This window comes from Pseudomonas sp. Irchel 3H3, from assembly GCF_900187635.1.
In the GTDB taxonomy this organism is placed as follows: domain Bacteria; phylum Pseudomonadota; class Gammaproteobacteria; order Pseudomonadales; family Pseudomonadaceae; genus Aquipseudomonas.
Genome location: NZ_FYEC01000016.1, coordinates 1 through 22,664 on the forward strand (window position 1 = coordinate 1; position 22,664 = coordinate 22,664).

Here is a 22,664-nt window from a genome sequence, read left to right on the forward strand (position 1 = left end):
GCTCGTTGAAAATCGCCGGCCAGGAAGTCACCGGGGCCAACAAGGCCGAGCGCAAGCAGTTGCGCAAAGACGTGCAGATGGTGTTCCAGAGCCCGTACGCGTCGCTCAACCCGCGGCAGAAAATCGGTGACCAATTGGCCGAGCCGCTGCTGATCAACACCAACTTAAGCGCTGCCGAACGGCGCGACAAAGTCCAGGCGATGATGAAGCAGGTCGGCCTGCGTCCCGAGCACTACCAGCGTTATCCGCACATGTTTTCCGGCGGCCAGCGCCAGCGGATCGCCCTCGCCCGGGCGATGATGCTGCAACCGAAAGTGCTGGTGGCGGACGAACCGACCTCGGCGCTGGACGTTTCGATCCAGGCCCAGGTGCTGAACCTGTTCATGGACCTGCAGCAGGAATTCAACACCGCCTATGTGTTCATCTCCCACAACCTGGCGGTGGTCCGCCATGTGGCCGACCACGTGATGGTCATGTACCTCGGCCGGCCAGTGGAAATGGGCCCGAAAGAGGACATCTACACCCGCCCCCTGCACCCCTACACCCAGGCCCTGCTGTCGGCCACACCGACCATCCACCCGGACCCGGACAAACCGAAAATCAAGATCGTCGGCGAACTGCCCAACCCGCTGAACCCACCGTCCGGCTGCGCCTTCCACAAGCGCTGCCCGTACGCCACCGAGCGTTGCAGCAGTGAAGAGCCGGCCTTGCGTTTGCTCGACAGCCGCCAGGTAGCGTGTCACTACGCCGAGCAATTTCTCGAGGGTGCGGCCTGACAAAACCGCTGTAAATGTAGGAGCGAGTGCCCGCTTGCGGCTTGCTCGCGATAGCGGAGTATCAGTCACCGTAAATGTTGATTGATCCACCGCCATCGCGAGCAAGCTCGCTCCTACAGAGTAATTTCAACCCAACCAGGAAAAACAGGCCGGCCGGTAGGCCGCCTCGCCCGCCTTTACCACTCAGGCCGACTGTCAGGTCGCCGTGCTCTGGCTTTTGATCTTGATCCACCCGCCCCTTCGGCAGGCTGAGCGAAGGTGTCCATCAGGGGGGAGGCGCGTAGCGCCGTGCGGCGAAGCCGCATGCATCGAGAGGAGGTGCAGCGAAGCAAACCGTAGGCGATGCCCCCTGATGGGCACCGCAGCGAAGGTACCCCGAGCCTTAGCGAGGGGCCGAACGCTGGGGCAAGACTTTTTGGGTACTTTGGGCTGGGCCGGCACTCCGGCGTTTGACAAAAGTGCCTCGCCGTAAGGGCGAAACCCTAAGCCGCCATCACCGCAGCAACGGATATACCCCCAAATCGCAGCCTTCAGCAGCTCCCACAAAAGATTGGAGCAATGACGAGCTACGTCTGGCTATCACCCTCATCCGCATCATCACTATCCGGCTCGTCGGTGGTCGAGTCATCGTCGCCCGCGCTACCTCCCTGGCCCTTGTCCCCCGGCTCGGATTCGGACTTGGCCAGCATCAATCCGCCGTCTCCGACCTGATCGCTCGACACCTGCTCACCATGGCGAGTGCACTCAGCCCACGCCGAAGACATACCCACCGACAGCAACAGCAACAGCAACACCTTAAGCAACAGCACACTGCGTTGAAAAATGCTCATAGCCGATTCCATCCTTTCAGGGAGAGCCTGGCGGCGACGAACCCGCTCGCCATGGCGTTGGCTGCAATCTAGTTGTGATCGGTCGGGTTCTCCAGATAGGACGCTGACTAAAGCCTGGAAATGCCACATCCTTCCAGATTGGTTGTGAATAACAGTTAGAGCCAATCCAGCTAACACGACGAGGCCACCTGCCATGGATCTTTCGCAAACACTGCTGCAACTGGAACAACGCCTGCTGTCACAGGGGGTTCGACGCGATGCACAAGAACTCTCATCCTTGATCGCCGATGACTTCCGCGAGTTCGGCGCCAGCGGCGGCACCTGGACCAAAGCAGACTTGATCGAACAGTTGCCTCAGCAAGCCTTCGTTCAACGCACCATCAGTCAATTCGCGGTCAAGCCGTTGTCGGAACACACTGCACTGGTGACGTATCACTGCCACAACACCCAAGCCGACAGCCTGCGCAGTTCGATTTGGCGTAAACAAGGCGAGTATTGGCAAATGCTATTTCACCAAGGCACCCATATCCCCACGTCCCTATAAACACGGGAGCGCCACAGCGACTCGCGTCGCCAACAAAAAACCCCGCGGCTTTCGCAACGGGGTTTTGGGTGTGACGGTTCAGCGCTTAGTGGTGTTCACGGGTCGCGCGGAATTTCACGTCTGGCCAGCGCTCTTCCATCAGCGCCAGATTGACCCGGGTCGGGGCCAGGTAGGTCAGGTGACCACCGCCGTCGACCGCGAGGTTTTCCACGGCCTTGACGCTGAACTCTTCAAGCTTCTTCTTATCGCTGCAATCGATCCAGCGCGCGGACCACACGGTGATCGGCTCGTAGGCGCACTCGACCTTGTATTCCTCTTTCAGGCGGCTGGCGACCACATCGAACTGCAGGACACCCACGGCGCCAAGGATGATGTCGTTGCTGCGCTCCGGGAAGAACACCTGGGTGGCGCCCTCTTCGGCCAGTTGCTGCAGGCCCTGGCGCAGTTGCTTGGATTTCAGCGGGTCCTTCAGGCGTACGCGGCGGAACAGTTCCGGGGCGAAGTGCGGGATACCGGTGAACCCCAGGGCTTCGCCTTCGGTGAAGGTGTCGCCGATCTGGATGGTGCCGTGGTTGTGCAGGCCGATGATGTCGCCGGCAAACGCTTCTTCCAGTTGCTCGCGCTCGGAGGAGAAGAAGGTCAGCGCATCGCCGATCCGCACGTCCTTGCCGGTGCGCACGTGGCGCATCTTCATGCCTTTTTCGTACTTGCCGGAGCAGATGCGCATGAAGGCAATTCGGTCGCGGTGCTTGGGGTCCATGTTCGCCTGGATCTTGAACACGAAGCCGGTGAATTTCTCTTCCACCGGTTCCACGGTCCGCTCGTTGGCAACCCGGGCCAGCGGTTTTGGCGCCCAGTTGACCACGGCGTCGAGCACGTGATCGACACCGAAGTTGCCCAGCGCAGTACCGAAAAACACCGGCGTCAGCTGGCCGTCCAGGAACTCCTGCTGGTTGAACTCGTGGCAGGCGCCCTGCACCAGCTCGAGCTGTTCGACGAAGCGGTCGTACTCGTCACCCAGGTGATCGCGAGCCTCATCGGAGTCGAGCTTCTCGATGATCTTGACTTCGGTCCGCTCGTGGCCGTGGCCCGCGGTGTAGACGATGATGTAGTCGTCGGCGAGGTGATACACGCCTTTGAAGTCGCGGTAGCAACCGATCGGCCAGGTGATCGGCGCAGCCTTGATTTTCAGGACCGCCTCGATTTCGTCGAGCAGTTCGATCGGGTCGCGGATGTCACGGTCGAGTTTGTTGATGAAGCTGACGATCGGCGTGTCACGCAGCCGGCAGACGTCCATCAGGGCGATGGTCCGTGGCTCTACACCCTTACCGCCGTCGAGGACCATCAAGGCCGAGTCGACTGCCGTCAGGGTACGGTAGGTATCTTCGGAGAAGTCTTCGTGGCCCGGGGTGTCGAGCAGGTTGATCATGTGATCGCGATACGGAAACTGCATGACCGACGTGGTAATCGAAATACCCCGCTGCTTTTCCATTTCCATCCAGTCGGAGGTGGCATGGCGGTCGGATTTGCGAGATTTCACCGTGCCGGCAACCGCAATCGCCTTGCCCATCAGCAAGAGTTTCTCGGTGATGGTGGTCTTACCCGCATCGGGGTGGGAAATAATGGCGAAAGTGCGGCGTTTCGCGACTTCGGCGGCCTGTTTGGTCATGGGAAATCGCCTGGCAGGTGATTCAAAAAAGGGCGGCGATTATAGCCCAAGTTGAACCCAGAACCGAACCGTTGAGCACATTAAGGGTGGCCAAATGCTGCCTAAGATGGGAACCTTTTAAAGCGTAGAGACGTCCACTCCCCTGTTACGACCTTTCGTCAGGGGCTGAAATATCTGCAAGTCAGCCTGACGAGGCTGTGCTCATGGCTCGACCTCATGCCGTTTTGCCGGCATTGGCGAGCTGCTTTTCGCGAACACCTTCCCGGCAGCCAGGCATGGCGTTGCCACACGGGAAGTGTGCGCCGACTGAAATAAAGGAGTCCGCCTGTGGCTATTCGCTATGGCAAAGGGCTGATAGGGGGAGCGGTTGTCGTCGCCCTCCTGGCCCTGCTGATCCACTGGATCGGCATCAACACGATCGAACTGTACCGCGACGATTTGTTGTTTTACCTGCAAGCTCACCTGATCCTCGTCCTCGCTTCCATGCTGGCCGCCCTTGTCGTGGGCATCCCTGCCGGCATCCTGCTCAGCCGCCCGACCCTGGTCGGACGCGCCGAACGCTTCATGCAAATCTTCAACATCGGCAACACCGTCCCCCCCCTGGCCGTACTGGCCATCGCCCTGGGGATCCTCGGGATCGGCAGCGGCCCTGCCATCTTCGCCCTCTTCCTCGCCTCCCTCCTGCCCATCGTGCGCAATACCTACGAGGGCCTGAAAAACGTCCAGGGCTCACTCAAGGAAGCCGCCGTCGGTATCGGCATGACCCCGCGTCAGGTGCTCTGGCGGGTCGAACTGCCGAACGCCGTGCCGATCATCATCGGTGGCGTGCGAGTAGCGCTGGCGATCAACGTCGGTACCGCGCCCCTGGCGTTCCTGATCGGCGCCAACAGTCTGGGCAGCCTGATTTTCCCCGGCATTGCCCTGAACAACCAGCCGCAACTGATCCTCGGCGCGGCGTGTACCGCCCTGCTGGCATTGCTGTTGGACGGTCTGGTGACACTGAGCAGCCGCCTCTGGCTGGAACGCGGGTTACCCCAGTCCTAACCCGGCTGAGCGAAGGAATCACGATGAAATTACCAAGCTTGTTACTGGGCTGCGTCCTGCTGTGCGCAGGATTTGCCCAGGCCGCCGAAAAACCCCTGATCCGCATCGGCGCACGGGTCTTCACCGAGCAGACCCTGCTCGCCGAAATCACCGCCCAATACCTGCGCGCCAAAGGCTACAACGCCCAGGTCACCGGCGGCCTGGGCAGCAACCTGGCCCGCAGCGCCCAGGAAACCGGGCAACTGGACATGGTCTGGGAATACACCGGGGTCTCCCTGGTGTCCTACAACCACGTCACGGAAAAGCTCGACAGCCAGCAGTCCCTGGCCCGGGTCACTGAACTGGATGCGAAGAAGGGCCTTACCTGGCTCTCGCCGTCGAAATTCAGCAACACCTACGCCCTGGCACTGCCCGAGAAAATCGCCGAGCAATTCCCCGAGGTCAACAGCATCAGCGAGCTGAACACGGCGCTGCGCAATCAGGCCGAGGACAACCCGCTGGTGGCCCTGGACACCGAGTTCGCCAACCGTTCCGACGGCCTGGCAGGCATGGTCGAGCGCTACGACATGGACCTGACCCGACGCAACATCCGCCAGATGGACGCGGGCCTGGTCTACACCGCACTGCGCAATGGCCAGGTGTTTGCCGGCCTGGTGTACACCACCGACGGGCGCCTGAGTGCGTTCAAACTCAAGTTGCTCAAAGACGACAAGCATTACTTCCCCGACTACACCGCCGCCCCCGTGGTGCGCCAGGTGTACCTCGACGCCCATCCGCAACTGGCTGGCCAACTCAAGCCGCTGGCCGATCTGTTCGATGACGAGACCATGCGCCAGCTCAATGCCCGGGTCGACGTCAATCATGAAAGCCCGTCGGCCGTGGCCGCAGACTTCCTGCGCCAGCACCCACAGCTTTCGAACAACTGAACCGGAGGAAAAGCCATGGATTTCCTGAACGCCTTTTCCCATCTGGACTGGCCACTTGTCCTGCACCTGACCTGGCAACACATCACCCTGGTCGGGATCGCCGTGACCCTGGCGATTGTCGTCGGCGTGCCCCTGGGCATTGTGATGACTCGCTTTCCGGCACTGGCCGGCCCGCTACAGGCCAGCGCCACCGTGCTGCTGACCGTGCCCTCGATTGCCCTGTTCGGCCTGCTGCTGCCGTTCTATTCGAAGTTCGGCCAGGGCCTGGGACCGATGCCGGCGATTACCGCGGTGTTCCTGTACTCCCTGCTGCCGATCATGCGTAACACCTACCTGGCGCTGACCGGCGTCGAGCCGGGTATTCGCGAAGCCGCCCGGGGCATCGGCATGACATTCGGCCAGCGCCTGCGCATGGTCGAACTGCCGATCGCGGTGCCGGTGATTCTCGCCGGTGTGCGCACCGCCGTGGTGATGAACATCGGGGTGATGACCATCGCCGCGACCATCGGCGCCGGCGGCCTGGGCGTACTCATTCTCGCCTCCATCAGCCGCAGCGACATGTCGATGCTGATTGTCGGCGCGGTCCTGGTCAGTGTGCTGGCCATCTTCGCCGACCTGCTCTTGCAATGGCTGCAACGCTCGCTGACTCCAAAAGGACTCCTGAAATGATCGAACTTCAAAACCTCAGCAAAACCTTCCGCAGCAACGGCAAAGACGTCAAAGCCGTGGACTCGGTAAGCCTGACCGTCAATGAAGGCGAAATCTGCGTGTTCCTCGGGCCATCGGGCTGCGGCAAAAGCACCACGCTGAAGATGATCAACCGCCTGATCAAACCGACCTCGGGCAAGATCCTGATCAACGGCGAAGACACCACCGACCTCGACGCAGTGACCCTGCGCCGCAACATCGGCTATGTGATCCAGCAGATCGGTCTGTTCCCCAACATGACCATCGAGGAGAACATCACCGTGGTCCCGCGCCTGCTCGGCTGGGACAAACAGAAGTGCCACGACCGCGCCCGCGAGTTGATGAGCATGATCAAGCTCGAACCCAAGCAGTACCTGCACCGCTATCCGCGTGAACTGTCCGGTGGCCAGCAGCAGCGCATCGGCGTGATCCGCGCGCTGGCCGCCGATGCCCCGTTGCTGCTGATGGACGAACCCTTCGGCGCAGTCGACCCGATCAACCGCGAGATGATCCAGAACGAATTCTTCGAGATGCAGCGGGCGCTGAACAAGACGGTGATCATGGTCAGCCATGACATCGACGAAGCGATCAAGCTGGGGGACAAGATCGCCATCTTCCGCGCCGGCAAGCTATTGCAGATCGACCACCCGGACACCTTGCTCGCCCACCCGGCGGACGACTTTGTCAGCAACTTCGTGGGCCAGGACAGCACCCTCAAGCGCCTGCTGCTGGTCAAGGCCGAAGACGCCGCGGACAACGCCCCGTCCGTGAGCCCGGAGACCCCGGTGGCCGATGCGCTGGAATTGATGGACGAGCACGACCGCCGCTATGTGGTCGTCACCTGTGCCGAAAACAAGGCCCTGGGCTACGTACGTCGCCGCGACCTGCACCGCCAGGGCGGCTCATGTGGCCAGTATCTGCGCGAGTTCAACGCCACTGCAGCCTACGACGAACACCTGCGCATCCTGCTGTCGCGCATGTACGAGTTCAACCGCTCGTGGCTGCCGGTGCTGGATGCGGAGCGGGTGTTCCTCGGTGAAGTGACCCAGGAATCAATTGCCGAGTACCTGAGCTCCGGCAAGTCCCGTGGCGGCAAGACCAGCATTGTGTCGCCGGCCGAGACTGCGTTGGCCTGACAAAAAATACCTGTAGGAGCGAGCTTGCTCGCGATGCACTCGATGGCACCACAGGGTACCAGGCTCCACGCGTTATCGTTGACGTCCATCGCGAGCAAGCTCGCTCCTACAAGTATTCAAATCTCCCTCTTGGAGGAACATCACACTGTCATGCAGGTCGGTTACATCAGTAGCTGTCCGGGACCGCACGACGGAAGCGTGCAAAAACGCGACATTTTTTGTTGATCTCAAGCCCCTCACGCCCTAAAGTTCGCGCCGAACGTCCATGCTGGAAACGATCCATCCGGCTCAAGTACTGACGACGAGACAGCAAGGCCAAGGGACGCAGGTGATCCCATGGCCTTTTTGCTTTCGGCGACATGCCTTGGGAAGTAGGCGAACCAAAGTGGGGATACGGAGGACGTTCATTTGCACCCATTGTTAATTTCAGTTTGCCAGTAGGAGTTCCCAGCATGTCGATCAACGTCGAAGACTATTTCGCGCGCGCCACTTTTGACAAAATGAAGGCGTTCGCCGACAAACAAGAAACCCCGTTCGTGGTGATCGACACCGCGATGATCAGCCAGGCCTACGATGACCTGCGCGCCGGTTTCGAATTCGCCAAAGTCTATTACGCGGTCAAGGCCAACCCGGCCGTCGAGATCATCGACCTGCTCAAGTCCAAAGGTTCGAGCTTTGACATCGCGTCGATCTACGAGCTGGACAAGGTGATGGACCGTGGCGTCAGCGCCGACCGCATCAGCTACGGCAACACCATCAAGAAATCCAAGGACATCCGCTACTTCTACGAGAAGGGCGTGCGCCTGTTCTCCACCGACTCCGAAGCCGACCTGCGCAACATCGCCAAGGCTGCCCCGGGTTCAAAAGTCTATGTGCGGATTCTCACCGAAGGCTCGACCACGGCTGACTGGCCTTTGTCGCGCAAGTTCGGCTGCCAGACCGACATGGCCATGGACCTGCTGATCCTGGCTCGTGACCTGGGCCTGGTGCCGTACGGTATTTCGTTCCACGTCGGTTCGCAGCAACGCGACATCAGCGTCTGGGACGCAGCGATCGCCAAGGTCAAAGTGATCTTCGAGCGCCTGAAAGAAGAAGACGGTATCGAGCTCAAGCTGATCAACATGGGCGGTGGCTTCCCGGCCAACTACATCACCCGCACCAACAGCCTGGAAACCTACGCCGAGGAAATCATCCGCTTCCTCAAGGAAGACTTCGGTGATGACTTGCCGGAAATCATCCTGGAGCCGGGCCGTTCGTTGATCGCCAACGCCGGCATCCTGGTCAGTGAAGTCGTACTGGTCGCGCGTAAATCCCGTACCGCAGTAGAGCGCTGGGTGTACACGGACGTGGGCAAGTTCTCCGGTCTGATCGAAACCATGGACGAAGCCATCAAGTTCCCGATCTGGACCGAGAAGAAAGGTGAGATGGAAGAAGTGGTGATCGCTGGCCCAACCTGCGACAGCGCCGACATCATGTACGAAAACTACAAGTACGGCCTGCCGCTGAACCTGGCCATCGGTGACCGCCTGTACTGGCTGTCCACCGGCGCGTACACCACCAGCTACAGCGCCGTCGAGTTCAATGGCTTCCCACCGTTGAAGTCGTTCTACGTGTAAGTATCTGCAGTGATGAAAAAGGTCCATATCAATGGACCTTTTTTTATTGCCTCAACCACAATTCGATGTGATTCAACATGCTCATGAGTTCTTCAGCATTCTCCTGAGCAGCAGCCAGCTTCACATTCAGTCTTCCCACGGTCGTCATGTCATCTGTTTGCGTGAGCTCGACTCGTGCACTGTCAAAACGCAGGCTGAGCTCCTCAAAAAAACCTCCCATCCAGACACCCAATAATTCCATCCGCCTGAAGAGAGCCATTACGTCGGCCTCATACTCCCTTGCCTTGATCAGAGGATCAGCGCTGGAATACTCGATATCCCAGAGAGGGGTCGTGTCATCTTCCCTGAACAGCTCTGGGGCCACGCTCGGTTGTGCATGACATTCACAGGTGCGATAACCCATTGCCCTGGTGAATATCGATTTCAGCCCAAAGGAATGCTCGCATACGTCTTGAACGGTCTTCTCGACTGGAATCATGTCCCCCTTACCCGCAAAAAACAGGTTACCCAAACCGTAAACCAAGCCCTGGATGGTCCGAGGAGCAGAGGAGTTCCAGATTGGTGAGCGAGCCAGGCTGAAATTGCTGAGCTCCACCCCGTGGATCGGCTCGCGTCGAGACGTCCGAGCAGTGAACGCCAAAACCTCTTCCCTGAATGTCACCAGCGCCCCTATATAACCAGCAGCGCCATCTCTCAGGTCTGCAATGCGCTTCCACAGCCCTTGCAGATTTCGCTCATCCCAAGTGACATGATTCAGACGCGAGTCGTAGGGTAAACCTGTCCGCTGATGACCGCTTTTTGCTCGCCGAACAAAGAGCAGATTGACTTTGTCATGTGTCGAAACGACCGTAGAGAGGAAAAAGGTATAACGATCCAGTGTGCGACGCTGACCACTGACAAACGTGTAGACAGCCATATGCATACCCCCTTGAAGCGGAGGATGTCTGACCCACCCTCCGGCTGTGTATTTACAGCGTCAGTGACTTCAAATAGTTGATGTCCTGTTTAATCTCGGCAATCGCAAACTCGACCCGAGCCTCGACAGGTTCCGCCTCATTCTCGGTAAACTTGCGGGACAGGCTCTCAAAGTAAACGAGCAAAGCGGAGAATTCAGCCACATAGCCCGAGCGTTCCTCATCGACTTTATCCAGTGCTTGCAACAACTCGATTTGTCCATCAGCACGCTCAACATCACTGCTACATTTTCTCGCTTGATCCTTCAGCTCGGTCAATCTCACTCTGAGCCTGTTCAGCTCCGCGACCATATTTAGATAGGAGACGGTCGTACCGATATCCTCGATTAAGTTTTTCAACGTATCGATGGCAAACATGACAACTTCAACTTGCGGCGGAGTCATGCCCAGCTCCATCACCTTATCCTTCGACAACTCCATTTGCTTGCCAAGTTTTTCGATGCCTGCCTTGGCGATCAAGTCAATGCCATCAGATACCGACTTAATCTTTGGCTCCAACTCATCCCGCTGCTTTTCCAGGACAGCCTGACGTTCTTCGGCATACTTGCGCTCAACGTGCACCTCCTTCGCCAACTGCGCCGAATCATCCCGACTGTAGGACACCAGCAGCTTTTTATTGAGGCGCTTAAGTTCGTCGAAAGGCCCAGTCAGCCGGCCAGATAATTTCTTCAACTCATTTTGCATATCTGTACGAACTTCGTCCGCATCGATGGGCGATTCAACCTCCTCCTGCAACCCACCCAACTTCTTTTGTGATTGTTGCAGATGAATAATCGTCGCATTACTGATCACCCGCAAGTTGGCCGTAGCCTCATTCGCAGCGAGCGCCAGCCCTTGGATTTTTTCAACGCTGCCCTTTTGATAACTCCAGCGTTCGAACAGCATCTGCGCGGCAATATTGGCATCCTGGATTTGAGCGTTAGCGGCACGCAACTTAACAACATTGAATATTGAAATATCCGACTCAGCAAACGACCTGAACATTCTCACACCCTCTATACCCAGCAACTGGCCGGACTCATACTCTTTATCCGCCTCTGCAAATACACCAAGCAGTTGATCCGCACTGTTTTTTATTTGATTCCAAGGCTCGACGATACTCAGCACTTGATTTTTAAATTGCCTCAGCGACAACGCATTATCGAGTAGATCTGCATCCTCTTTCGAAGCCTCGATATAGAGCGCCAGCGAATTCCATACCAACATAAGATTTTGCGTCGCAACTTCAGCCTCAATGGTCACGTCCCTGAGTTCCTGAAGATCAGTGCGTATTCGGTTCAATGAACTCAGCGTCTTGTTTTTGCTGAGCATTTGCAGATTGTCGTGCTGCTGAGCTTCTTTCAGGGCATTTCGTTGCTTGCGAATTTCTTCGGCTTTGACGCCAGTGTAAATACCGAGAACCAACCCCGCGATATTGAGAGACGCTGCCGCCATGATCGCGTCCTGGACCATCTTGTCATACTGCTTGCTGACCTCCTCAATCTCCTCCGAGCGCTCATCAATTTTCTGTTGAAGTTCCTTGATGTCGCTTTGATAAGTATTCTCCGACACGGCTTTCAACCGCAGCTTGATACTCGGCAACACCTCTTCGCGCATCACGGATCCAAACCTGTCGATTCCATCCCTCACCAACGTCGCCTCGGTATGGGCACGCTGTACTTTGTTTAGCATTTCATCAAGGTAGCTTCTTAAATCACGTAGATCGCCCGCAGACAAATCGAGGGTAGGAAGCTCGGGATTCTGGATTTTCTGCTGGAGATACCTCTCCGGGGTATCGATACCGTGCTCTTCCAGGTAGCGCGATATTTTTTGGTCCTCGTAGATCTCGACGATTCCATTGCCAGTCCGCAGAATGCTGCCGGCAAAGATCTTCAGATCAGTGCCCGTCAACATTATTTTTTCCCGCAGTGGCGACCAACTCCTGGCATGATCATAGGTTTTCCTGAACGTCATCTGGAAGTCACGGGCGGTCAGCCCCGGACTGCCAGTATCCCCTTGGCCATAGTCCAGATACACAATGACATCGTCAATTTCCACGGGAAGCGACAAGCCAAGGACTTCATACTTTCGCAAACTGACAATTTGTTCTTTAGTCAGCTGAAAGCCCGGCTCTCGATTGTATTCTTCGCCATCACCAACTGAAGCATCCACAAATAGCTTTGGCGCCAAGACTGCCGCATCAAGTATTTTATCATCCATCACTGAACTCCATTTCAGTGCCCCTACGGGCAGAATCAAATATCCTATTGTTGGCACCACTAATCTGTCATAAACCCAATAAAGATTTACCCGGGGTGCCCACCAACATTAGTACCCAACCAAGCAAACTTCCACAGAGCAAATGTTAAAAATAAACTCAACAACTGTTAGCTCAGCACACAAAACACAACACCCTAAGCAACACTTGTTGTTCGCGCACAGAAACGCCACCCTCAAACTTAGTTTGGTGGCGCCGTCTTATACAATAAAAATCTTATCCCCAGAGTTCAGGCGCTAAACTTGAACACTTACAACTCGATTAGTTGAGATAAGCGCACTTGATAGGCGTCCGCCATCTCGCGGATTTTTGGATGATCTGCGCCGAGCAGCGATGCACTGCTGACCCGCAGGAAGTTCACATTGCCACCGACCAAGGCTTTCCTGAGCCACACGAGCGCTTCATCGACGTGACCGTCCTGCGCCAGCAATGTTGCATGGCTAAATTGCCCGCGAAAATCGCCACCTTCGGCTGATCGTCGATACCAGGCGCGCGCCGCTGACGGATCGGCCGTGCAGGCCAGGCCTTCTTCCAGATAGCGCCCCAGCAGGTTCATTGATTTGGCGTGACCGGCGTCAGCAGCGCGCCGATACAGGTTCAACGCCTGGACCTGATCCTCAGCCACTCCGCGCCCGGTTGCCAGCAGATTGGCATAGTTGTACAGCGCCCAGTCCAGGCCCGCATCGGCGGCGATTGCATAGTGCCGTGCGGCAGCCGAAGCATCCGCCACACAACCCCAACCATGCTCATGGCAACGGCCGAGCATGTTGCGCGCCATCAGGTGTCCGCCCCGGGCTGCGATTTCGAACCAGCGCACGGCCAGTGCCTGGTCCTTGGCAATGCCTCGCCCTTCCAGCAGGATCTGCCCCAGCAGCGCCTGGCCGTCGATGCTCTCGGACTTGGCCGCCAGTACAATCGCCTGGGCCGCGCGGGCCGGGCTTTCGCCGAGCATGGCCCGCAGTTGCTCGCCGTTCAGGACTTCTTCACGGCGCAATCGAAAGTCCACGGCTCAGACCTCGACCCAGCGACGCAGCAGGTTGTGGTAGGTTCCGGTCAGGCGGATCAGCGACGGGTGATCTGGCATGTCCTGGGTCAGTTGCTGGATCGCTTCATCCATCTCGAACAGCAAGGCGCGCTGGCTGTCCTCGCGCACCAGGCTTTGGGTCCAGAAGAACGACGCGTACCGCGTGCCGCGCGTGACCGCATTGACCTTGTGCAGGCTGGTGCCCGGGTACAACACCAGGTCGCCGGCCGGTAACTTCACGCGTTGGGTGCCGAAGGTGTCCTGGATTTCCAACTCGCCACCGTCGTATTCGTCCGGGTCACTGAAGAACAGGGTCGACGACAGGTCGGTGCGCACGCGTTCGACACTGCCCTTGGGCTGGCGCACGGCGTTGTCGATATGAAAATCGAAACTGCCACCGGCGGTGTAGCAGTTGAGCAAGGGCGGGAAGACCTTGTGCGGCAACGCGGCGGACATGAAGCGCGGGTGTTTCCACAGCCGGTCGAGCATCGCCGCGCCGATTTCCTGGGCCAGCGGGTGGCCTTCGGGCAGTTGCAGGTTGTGCTTGGCCTTGGCCGATTGGAACCCGGCAGTGATCTTGCCATCGGCCCAATCAGCCTGCTGCAGCGCCTCGCGGATGCGCTGCACCTCTTCACGGGAGAACAAGCCGGGAATATGCAGCAGCATGGGGGCGACACCTGAAAGTCAAAGGATCGCAATGGTATTGATTCTTATTGACTATGTAAAACCGGCGTGACGAACGAGAACGTAAAAACCGTAAGGATAAATTGTAAAGAATGTAAATTAAATGCAAATGGCAATATTTCGCAATTGATACAAATACGTGTTTACCCTATATTCCGCGGCCTCAAATCCTTGGGGAGGGGAATTCACCATGTCACGCCAGCCACAACAATCACCGGTCAGCTCACCACGTTTGCTCGCGTCTGCAATTGGCGTGGCGATTACCGCCAGCTCCGCCGGCCACATGGTTTTCGCCGCAGAAAAGACTGACGCGAAAACCTCCGGCAATGCGATCGCACTGGACGCTACCAGCGTGACCGGTGAAGCCTCGGACGCGACCTCCTACCAGGTTGAAAAGGCCTCTTCGCCCAAGTACACCGCGCCGCTGATTGACACCCCACGCTCCGTGACCGTGATTCCACAGCAGGTCCTCAAGGACACTGGCGCCCTGAACATGCAGGATGCGCTGCGCACCGTGCCAGGCATCACCTTCGGTGCCGGTGAAGGGGGCAACCCGCAAGGCGACCGCCCATTCATCCGTGGTTTCGATGCCCAGGGTGACACCTACCTGGACGGCGTGCGCGACACTGGCTCGCAAAGCCGTGAAATCTTCGCCGTGGAGTCGATCGAAGTCAGCAAGGGCCCGAACTCCGCCATCGGCGGTCGCGGCGCCGCTGGCGGCACCATCAACCTGGTGAGCAAAAAAGCCCACCTGGGCGATTCGCTCGACGGTGGTTTCACCTGGGGCTCCGACCAGACCCAACGCTACACCCTGGACGGTAACTACCAGTTCAACGACAACGCTGCTGGCCGCCTGAACCTGATGAGCCACGAAAGCAACGTGGCCGGTCGCGACAGCGTCGACTACGACCGTTGGGGCGTCGCACCATCCCTGGCGTTCGGCCTGGGTACCGACACCCGCGTCAACCTTGACTACTACCACCTGGAAAGCAACGACACTCCGGATTCGGGCATTCCCTACAGCATGCCGGCGTCAGGTCTTTCGGCCGACCGCAACAAGGGCAACCCGGATAAGCCGACCACCGGTGGCGGCAGCGACAGCAACTTCTACGGCCTGACCGACCGCGACTTCCGCAAGACCCGTACCGATACCGCGACCTTCGCCATCGAGCACGATCTGAACGACGCGCTGACCGTCAAGAACACCCTGCGCCACGGCAGCAGCATGCAGGACTACATCCTGACCCAGCCGGACGACAGCAAGGGCAACGTCAACAACGGCACCGTGTGGCGCCGCGCCAACACCCGTGTCAGCAACACCGACACCACCACCAACCAGACCGACCTGTTCGGCGACGTGTACATCGCCGGCTTCAAGAACAGCTTCTCCACCGGCATCGAGTTCAGCCGTGAAGAAAGCGAGAAGTCTTCGTACAACGTCAACACCAACACCGGGCTGAGCACCAGCAAGTGCAACCCGTCGCTGATCGGTGCTTCCAGCGGCTACAACTGCACCTCGCTGTCCAACCCGACACCGAGCGACCCATGGAACGGCGCGATCTCGCGTAACTACGCCGGCACCGATACCAAAGCCGACACCCGCGCCATCTACGTGTTCGACACCCTCGAACTGTCGCAGCAATGGCTGGTGAACATGGGCCTGCGTTACGACCATTTCGATACCAAGTACCGCACCTACGATGGTGCCGGTGCGACTGTCGTGAACAAAGGCATCGAAGCCAAGGGCGAGGACACCAGCGAGTTCATCACCGGTCAGTTCGGTGTGGTCTACAAGCCGGCGGAAAACGGCAGCATCTACGCTTCCTACGCCACTTCCGCGACGCCACCGGGCAACTACGTCGGTGAAGGCATGGAAGGCAACTCGCTGGCAGGTACCCCTGACCGTGCGGGCAACCAGCTCAAGAGCGACATGGAGCCGGAAACCACCAAGAACTACGAAATTGGTACCAAGTGGGACCTGCTGAACGATCGCCTGTCGTTGACCGCCGATATCTTCCGCACCGAGAAAGACAACGCCCGCGTCCAGGTCGATAGCACCACCTACGAAAACGCCGGCAAAACCCGGGTCCAGGGTCTCGAACTGTCGGCCAGCGGCAAGCTCACCGACAAATGGCAAGTCTTCGCCGGCTATGCCTACATGGACAGCGAGCAAGTCGACGGCGGCCCGCTCAGCGTGACCGACGGCAACGAGTTGCCGAACACCCCGAAAAACAGCGCCAGCGTCTGGACCACTTACCAGGTCACGCCGAAGCTGACGGTCGGTGGCGGTGCGTTCTACGTCGATGACGTATTCGGCAGCGTGGCCAACACCACCATGGTCGACTCCTACGTGCGTTACGACGCGATGGCTGCCTACAAGCTGAGCAAAAACGTCGACCTGCAACTCAACGTGCAGAACCTCACCGACGAGACCTACTACGACAAGGCGTTCTCGACCCATTTCGCCAACCAGGCGGCGGGCCGGACGGCATTGTTGAGCACCAACTTCCACTTCTAAAGGAAGCGTGCAGCCCAAGGCCCCGTTCATCTCGATGAGCGGGGCTTTTGTGCGTAAAGAACCAGGCTTACCGATAACACACGGCATAATGCGCGCCGTGAAATACATTTGAACGAACAAGGCGGTCGACGTGTTGAAGAAAACCCTGTTCCAGCTGCACTGGTTCTTCGGTATCAGCGCGGGGCTGGTCCTGGCGCTGATGGGCTTTACCGGGGCCACCGTGTCGTTTCAGGACGAGATCCTGCGCGCACTCAACCCCCAGGTGCTGCAGGTGGAAAAACTTCCTGCCGGGGTGTTGCCACCCGCCGACCTGGTGGCCAGGGTCGAAGCCAGCGAGGGCAAAAAAGTCTCGATGCTCTGGGTCGACATCGACAACGGTTATGCCGCGCGCCTGTTCTTCACCCCACCGCCGGGCGAACGACGCGGGCAGATGCGCTACGTCAATCCCTACACCGGCGAGCTCATGGGCGAGGTGGTTGGCCAGGACTTTTTTGGCCTGATGCTGCAACTGCACCGCTTTCTCGCCATGGGTGATCTCGGTCGACAAATCACCGGTGCCTGTACCCTGATCCTGGTGTTTTTCTGCCTTTCCGGGCTGTACTTGCGCTGGCCACGCCAGTGGCGCAGCTGGCGCGTCTGGCTGACCCTGGACTGGCGTAAAAAAGGCCGGGCCTTCAACTGGGACCTGCACTCGGTGGCCGGCACCTGGTGCCTGCTGGCGTACCTGCTGGCCGCGCTGACCGGGCTGACCTGGTCCTACGAGTGGTATAGCAAGGGCGTGACCAAACTACTCTCCGACGGACCGCAAATGGAGCGTGTACGCCAGCCGCGCGGTGGGCCGCCCCCGACCGGTCCGGCGCTGGTGGTCGACTACAACGCCGTCTGGAGCAGTATCTACAGCGTTGCAGGCCCGGACCTGAGCGCATACAACGTGCGCCTGCCGCCAGTGGCCGGCCAGCAGGCCACGGTCTACTACCTGTTGAAGACCTCGCCCCATGACCGCGCGCTGAACCAGATCAGCCTCGACCCGGCCACCGGGATCATCAAGCGCCATGACCGCTACAGCGACAAGAGCCTCAATGCGCAATTGCTGACCAGCATCTACGCGCTGCACGTTGGCAGTTACTTCGGGCTCGCCGGGCGCATCGTGCTGATGGTCACATCCCTGCTGATGCCGCTGTTTTTCATCACCGGCTGGTTGCTGTACCTCGATCGACGACGCAAGAAACGCCAGGTCCAGCAAGCTCGCAAAGACCTCGCGCCAGCCACCGGCGATGCCCCGGCCTGGCTGATCGGGTTTGCCAGCCAGAGCGGTTTTGCCGAGCAACTGGCCTGGCAGACCGCCAGCCAACTGCAGGCCGCCGGCTTGCCGGTCAAGGTCCAGCCGTTGGCCGACCTGAGCGAACAGGACCTGCGCGACTCAAGCAACGCGCTGTTTGTAGTCAGTACCTTTGGCGACGGGGAAGCACCGGACAGTGCCCGTGGTTTCGAGCGCAAGGTGCTGGGCCGGGCGGCGAGCCTGTCCAGCCTCAACTATGCGGTGCTGGGGCTGGGCGACCGGCAATACCAGCACTTCTGTGGCTTCGCCCGACGCTTGCATGGCTGGCTGGCCGAGCACGGCGGCACCACCCTGTTTGCCCCGGTGGAAGTCGACAGTGCCGACCCCTACGCCTTGAGTCATTGGCAGCAGCAACTCGGCCAACTGACCGGCCACGCCCCGGTCACCACCTGGCAAGCCCCAAGCTACAACCATTGGACCTTGAGCAAACGTGAGCTGTTGAACCCGGACAGCAGCGGTGGCGAAGTGTATTTGCTTGGCCTGACCGCCCCCGACACCAGCAGTTGGCTGGCCGGCGACCTGGTGGAAGTGCTGCCACGCAACTGCCCGTGGGCGGTCGAGCACTTCCTTGAGGGGCTGGGTATCCCGGGCGAGACGGCGGTACAGCTCGATGGTTTGCTCGAGACCCTCGAGCAGGCCTTGGCCAGCCGCCAGTTACCGGACAATCGCACACACTTGGTCGGCTTGCATGCCCAGGCCCTGGTGGACGCCTTGGTACCCCTAGCGATGCGTGAGTACTCGATTGCCTCGATTGCCGCCGACGGCGTGCTCGAGTTGATCGTGCGCCAGGAGCGTCGCCCCGACGGCAGCCTGGGCATCGGCTCTGGCTGGCTGACCGAACACGCGACCGTCGGTTCGGCGATCAGCCTGCGGGTGCGGCGCAACAGCGGCTTCCATCTGCCGGCCGCCCCGGCACCAATGATCCTGCTCGGCAACGGCACTGGCCTGGCCGGCCTGCGCAGCCTGCTCAAGGCCCGCATCGCCGACGGCCAGACCCGTAACTGGTTGCTGTTTGGCGAACGTAATCGCGCGCATGACTACCTATGCCGCGACGAGCTGGAAAGTTGCTTGATCGAGGGCGACCTGGAACGCCTGGACCTGGCCTTCTCACGGGACCAGGCCGAGAAAATCTACGTTCAGGATCGCCTGCGCGAACACGCCAGCGTGCTCAAGCAATGGCTGGCCGATGGCGCCGTGATCTACATCTGCGGCAGTCTGCAAGGGATGGCTTCAGGGGTGGACCAGGTGCTCAACGAGGTGTTGGGCGCCGAGGTGGTGTTGCAGTTGATCGAGCAAGGGCGTTATCGCCGCGACGTTTACTGACCTTGGCCGGACGCAGCCAAAGGCGCGTCCGGCGCCCTAAAAATTCATTCTTCATCCGCACCAAAAGCGGTGTGATTCCTCTCGAACTCCGACCACTCTCCAAGGCGCTCAGCCCTTACTCGAAGACCAACAAGCACCTCGGCGAGCAATTCACACGCCAGCAACAGCGTAGAGAACCTCGACACGGCTGTGATCGTAGAGAGTCGCTTTATCATCGTGCGAAAAAAATACTGAATCCGATACAGGAAGTCCCCAAGGTTTAACAACGCCGAGGACGTAGAAGCATAGATTCGTGCCAACCGGTCCAGCTCGGCTTTCCTATTCAAGTCATCCTCAATGACGCTTTCCCACAACTCGGCAAGGAAAGTCGCCCGCTCCCCACAGAGGAACCAGGTTTCACATATGCTCTGTGGCGCTTGCGTGGAAGGAAGAGAAAGTTCAGACGCTCTCGTCTTCAAGATCGGGGCAAACAGCTTGTGGATATCCTGCCGAAGCGAACTCACTTCAGCTGAGAATTCCTCCACAAATGACAGCGCATTGGCATACTCTCTCGACAACTGATCTGTGACACCGACAACTTGGTACTTACGGCAAATGCTTTTGTCAGTGTCGGTAAAATCGAACGAATCGCACAACATCGAGTTCAACAGTAAGCGCCGGTCCTTCGGAGCGTGAAGCAAGGCTCGACGACAGGCCCCGTGAAATACTTCGCCCCTGTTGACACACCCTAGAATGTCTTCACTTAAAGCACCCGCCTGACGCATCAAATAACGACACCGATCGAGATTCGTTTTCGCTGCCTCACTGAGATCGTTGGCGTACAGCGCCAACACCGGCGCGAACTCCGGTCGATGGGTTACGACATCCCCACACCCTACCTGCAATAAAAACTTATAGTACTTTCGAACAACGATGTAATCTTCGGCACCCAATAAAAGCACATCCATGGCTGATACCCCAGTAAATGAACGCAAGAAAAAATCGCGTGCCATTAACCCTTGCACGCGACTTTTCGGGGTGTTTAGTTAACTGCAGTTACAGATAGGTTACCGGATCGAGAAACCTGACAAAGGTGCTCGCCTCTTGCATGAATCCAGCAACCTGATCCTGTAGGCCACTGGCCTTATAGTCCTCCAGGCTCATCAGGAATCGGCTGACTGCGGCAGCCGCAACCGCATACTCCTCGACATACAGTTTTCGCTGATCATCCATCGCATGAAAGGCTTTGATCAACTCCATTTTATCGTTGATATTTCGCCCCCTTCGACTTTCAACGGCTATTTCTTGATAAATCTCCTCGACAGTCACCCGCAGCGTGTGACTTTCCTTAATCATCGATACAAACGAAATACTTTTGACCACTCCTTCCAAATCCTGTTTCAGCTTCTCGACCGCGGCCATCACCAATTGCACCTGAGGCGGAGTTGCCCCTAACTCCTTTACTTTATCCAGAGTGAGCTCCACAGACTTAAAGGCCTCTGAAAGCCCAATTTTATTGAGCTCATCCACCGCATCTGAAATAGTTTTCAACTTCTTTTCAGGCTCAACCAACTTGCCGTTCAGACGCACAAGTACAGCTGCATGATCAACTAAATCCGTCTGGAGCGCGGCCATGAAGCCTGCGGTCATACCTTGATCAAATGGCACGCTGATCGCGGCCCTGCGCTCAATCACTTTGATTGACATGCGAGAGGCCGCTTCATGCGCTTGCGCCAATAACTCAACCTGCTCGCTGTGGATATCTTCAACCTCATCGGATCCATCGGCCAATTCTTGATTGAGCGCGGTCAACTGGGCGATTCGGGATTTAAGATCAAGTTTTGTCGTCAAGGCTGACTCTGCCAGATCACGTAAGCTGCCGCTGACCTCGCCCTGCACGCCCTTAAACACTTCATTCACTGTGGGTAAATAGTTGCTCTTGAAGAAATACATCCTGGCTTTGACAGCCTCATCGCGCAACTGCCCACTGCAATTACGCAGGACATCAATCTTCAACTCTGGATAGGTTTGAGTTTGCACCAGCGTTTTCATGCTCTTCGCTCCTTGAATACCATATCCAGCCTTAAACTCTTCGTCGGCCTCCTTGAACAGTGCCACCAGTGCATCAGCGTTCTGATGAATTTCGGCCCACGGTGCCGCCACCAATCTGAACTGAGTCATGAACTGCCTCAGTTTGACAGCGTCCTCCATTTTCGAGATCTCCTTGGCGGACTGACTCGTATAGTTATGAATCACGTTCCAGACATGAATCAGATTTTTTGTCGCCACGTCGGCCTCGACCGCAACGACAGTCAGATTCTGCATATCTGATCTGACCCGTTGAAGTGAACCCAGAGTTTTATTCATGCCGGAAAGCTGCTTGATTGCGTCATCCTGCTCTTCGCCCAGGTTATTGCGCTCGGCACGGGTATTTTCAGCTTCAACACCGTAATAAATCGCAACACCCAACCCAATGAGAGAAAAGCTCGAGGCTGCCGTCAACGATTGACTGACCAACGCCTTGTATTGAGCGTTCAACTCATCGATACGGCTCGCACGCCGATCAATCCCCTTGTTCAGCTCTTCAATATCAGAAGCGTAGGTATTATTTGAGATGAAGGCTGTTAACAATTTTATGCGAGGCGTTACTTCTTCACGTAGTTCTACTGCAAAATTATCCAGATCATTTTTTATGCTGACGACATCGTCCAGATACTCCAGGATTTGGTGGGCAATCGAGTCCAGCACATCACCTAAATCAGATACGATCTCGTTATCCAGTAGCAACCCAGGGAACTCGTTCCCTGCCTTGAGCTCCCACTCCCGCAATTGCTCATAGGTCGAAATATTTTGGGTTTCCAACCTGTTGACGGCCCGCACATCACTGTAGATTTCCTCTACCGACTGACTGTAAACGGCCATGTTCAAACCAAACAGTCTCAAGTGAGTACCGGTCAGCATGATGCGTGCACGCAATGGTTGCCATCTGATGGCATGGTTGAATACTTTATTGAATGTTGCTAAAAAATCCGCTGCCCGAAATCCGTCCCCTCCGTCGTGCAGATCGCCGAAACTCAAATAACGGTCAACATCGCCACTGGTTTGCGGGAGTGCCAACCCAGCTGCTTCATACTTTCTAAGATCAATGATCTGTTTTTTGGTGAGCAACAATCCTGCCGGGCGAATAATCTCACTCGACGAGCCGCTCGACAAGGACACCATGCCCTTTGGAACCGCCGCGGCAAAACTGGCAATTTCTTCCGTGGTTTTATTTTTTAACGAGGCTTCCCACAACTGCACGTCCATAACAACTCCTTTTGATATGAAAAACCAATCAC

At 57.7% G+C, this 22,664-nt stretch carries 17 protein-coding genes; 9 read left to right on the top strand and 8 right to left on the bottom strand.

Translation table 11 applies throughout. The features are described from left to right. On the top strand, window positions 1-776 hold a 776-nt coding region (locus CKW24_RS17535; protein WP_095169431.1), incomplete at its 5' end, for a dipeptide ABC transporter ATP-binding protein. Window positions 777-1,342: 566 nt separating this feature from the next. On the opposite strand, the gene CKW24_RS17540 is transcribed toward CKW24_RS17535, so the two are convergent. Further along, complete coding sequence (locus CKW24_RS17540) at window positions 1,343-1,606, bottom strand: hypothetical protein (RefSeq protein WP_095169432.1); 264 nt, start codon at window positions 1,604-1,606, stop codon at window positions 1,343-1,345. A gap of 193 nt (window positions 1,607-1,799) precedes the next feature. Here CKW24_RS17540 and CKW24_RS17545 point away from each other — a divergent pair, with 193 nt between their 5' ends. Next, a complete protein-coding gene (locus tag CKW24_RS17545) occupies window positions 1,800-2,150 on the top strand; it encodes a DUF4440 domain-containing protein (protein WP_095169433.1) in 351 nt (116 codons plus the stop codon). 85 nt (window positions 2,151-2,235) lie between these two features. Here the strand turns inward: CKW24_RS17545 and CKW24_RS17550 are convergent, their stop codons facing one another. After that, window positions 2,236-3,819 carry a peptide chain release factor 3 gene (locus CKW24_RS17550; RefSeq protein ID WP_095169434.1) on the bottom strand — a complete coding sequence of 528 codons (1,584 nt, stop codon included), beginning with the start codon at window positions 3,817-3,819 and terminating at the stop codon, window positions 2,236-2,238. Window positions 3,820-4,146: 327 nt separating this feature from the next. Here CKW24_RS17550 and CKW24_RS17555 point away from each other — a divergent pair, with 327 nt between their 5' ends. The 5 genes from CKW24_RS17555 (at window position 4,147) to CKW24_RS17575 (ending at window position 9,228) form a co-directional block, all read left to right on the top strand. Continuing rightward, a complete protein-coding gene (locus CKW24_RS17555) occupies window positions 4,147-4,863 on the top strand; it encodes an ABC transporter permease (protein WP_095169435.1) in 717 nt (238 codons plus the stop codon). 23 nt (window positions 4,864-4,886) lie between these two features. Next, window positions 4,887-5,789 (top strand): glycine betaine ABC transporter substrate-binding protein, encoded by a 903-nt coding sequence (locus CKW24_RS17560; protein ID WP_095169436.1) that lies wholly within the window; start codon window positions 4,887-4,889, stop codon window positions 5,787-5,789. A gap of 15 nt (window positions 5,790-5,804) precedes the next feature. After that, entirely contained in the window at window positions 5,805-6,458 is a 654-nt protein-coding gene (locus tag CKW24_RS17565; protein ID WP_095169437.1) for an ABC transporter permease, read from the top strand. Further along, window positions 6,455-7,612, top strand: a complete 1,158-nt coding sequence (locus tag CKW24_RS17570; RefSeq protein ID WP_095169438.1) for a betaine/proline/choline family ABC transporter ATP-binding protein — start codon at window positions 6,455-6,457, stop codon at window positions 7,610-7,612. The genes CKW24_RS17565 and CKW24_RS17570 overlap by 4 nt, the downstream gene beginning before the upstream one ends. Before the next feature lie 452 nt (window positions 7,613-8,064). Next, complete coding sequence (locus CKW24_RS17575) at window positions 8,065-9,228, top strand: type III PLP-dependent enzyme (protein WP_095169439.1); 1,164 nt, start codon at window positions 8,065-8,067, stop codon at window positions 9,226-9,228. Window positions 9,229-9,271: 43 nt separating this feature from the next. Here CKW24_RS17575 and CKW24_RS17580 read toward each other — a convergent pair whose 3' ends face one another. The 4 genes from CKW24_RS17580 to CKW24_RS17595 all read right to left on the bottom strand — a co-directional run bounded on the left by CKW24_RS17580 (window position 9,272) and on the right by CKW24_RS17595 (window position 14,149). After that, window positions 9,272-10,144, bottom strand: a complete 873-nt coding sequence (locus tag CKW24_RS17580; protein ID WP_143501229.1) for a hypothetical protein — start codon at window positions 10,142-10,144, stop codon at window positions 9,272-9,274. 52 nt (window positions 10,145-10,196) lie between these two features. Continuing rightward, window positions 10,197-12,401 (bottom strand): alpha-xenorhabdolysin family binary toxin subunit A, encoded by a 2,205-nt coding sequence (locus tag CKW24_RS17585; RefSeq protein ID WP_095169441.1) that lies wholly within the window; start codon window positions 12,399-12,401, stop codon window positions 10,197-10,199. A gap of 308 nt (window positions 12,402-12,709) precedes the next feature. Beyond that, window positions 12,710-13,465: a tetratricopeptide repeat protein gene (locus CKW24_RS17590; protein ID WP_095169442.1), complete on the bottom strand. Its 756-nt coding sequence runs from the start codon at window positions 13,463-13,465 to the stop codon at window positions 12,710-12,712. 3 nt (window positions 13,466-13,468) lie between these two features. After that, window positions 13,469-14,149 carry a Fe2+-dependent dioxygenase gene (locus CKW24_RS17595; protein ID WP_095169443.1) on the bottom strand — a complete coding sequence of 227 codons (681 nt, stop codon included), beginning with the start codon at window positions 14,147-14,149 and terminating at the stop codon, window positions 13,469-13,471. A gap of 208 nt (window positions 14,150-14,357) precedes the next feature. Between CKW24_RS17595 and CKW24_RS17600 the strand changes: the two genes are divergently transcribed. Both CKW24_RS17600 and CKW24_RS17605 read left to right on the top strand, forming a co-directional pair. Next, window positions 14,358-16,685 (top strand): TonB-dependent siderophore receptor, encoded by a 2,328-nt coding sequence (locus tag CKW24_RS17600; RefSeq protein WP_095169444.1) that lies wholly within the window; start codon window positions 14,358-14,360, stop codon window positions 16,683-16,685. Between the two features lie 130 nt (window positions 16,686-16,815). Beyond that, window positions 16,816-19,347, top strand: a complete 2,532-nt coding sequence (locus tag CKW24_RS17605; protein ID WP_095169445.1) for a sulfite reductase flavoprotein subunit alpha — start codon at window positions 16,816-16,818, stop codon at window positions 19,345-19,347. A gap of 44 nt (window positions 19,348-19,391) precedes the next feature. Here the strand turns inward: CKW24_RS17605 and CKW24_RS17610 are convergent, their stop codons facing one another. Continuing rightward, a complete protein-coding gene (locus CKW24_RS17610; RefSeq protein WP_218274102.1) occupies window positions 19,392-20,339 on the bottom strand; it encodes a hypothetical protein in 948 nt (315 codons plus the stop codon). A 43-nt stretch (window positions 20,340-20,382) separates the two neighbouring features. Further along, on the bottom strand, window positions 20,383-22,632 hold the full coding sequence (locus CKW24_RS17615; protein ID WP_095169447.1) for an alpha-xenorhabdolysin family binary toxin subunit A: 2,250 nt from the start codon (window positions 22,630-22,632) through the stop codon (window positions 20,383-20,385). Window positions 22,633-22,664: the final 32 nt, after the last annotated feature.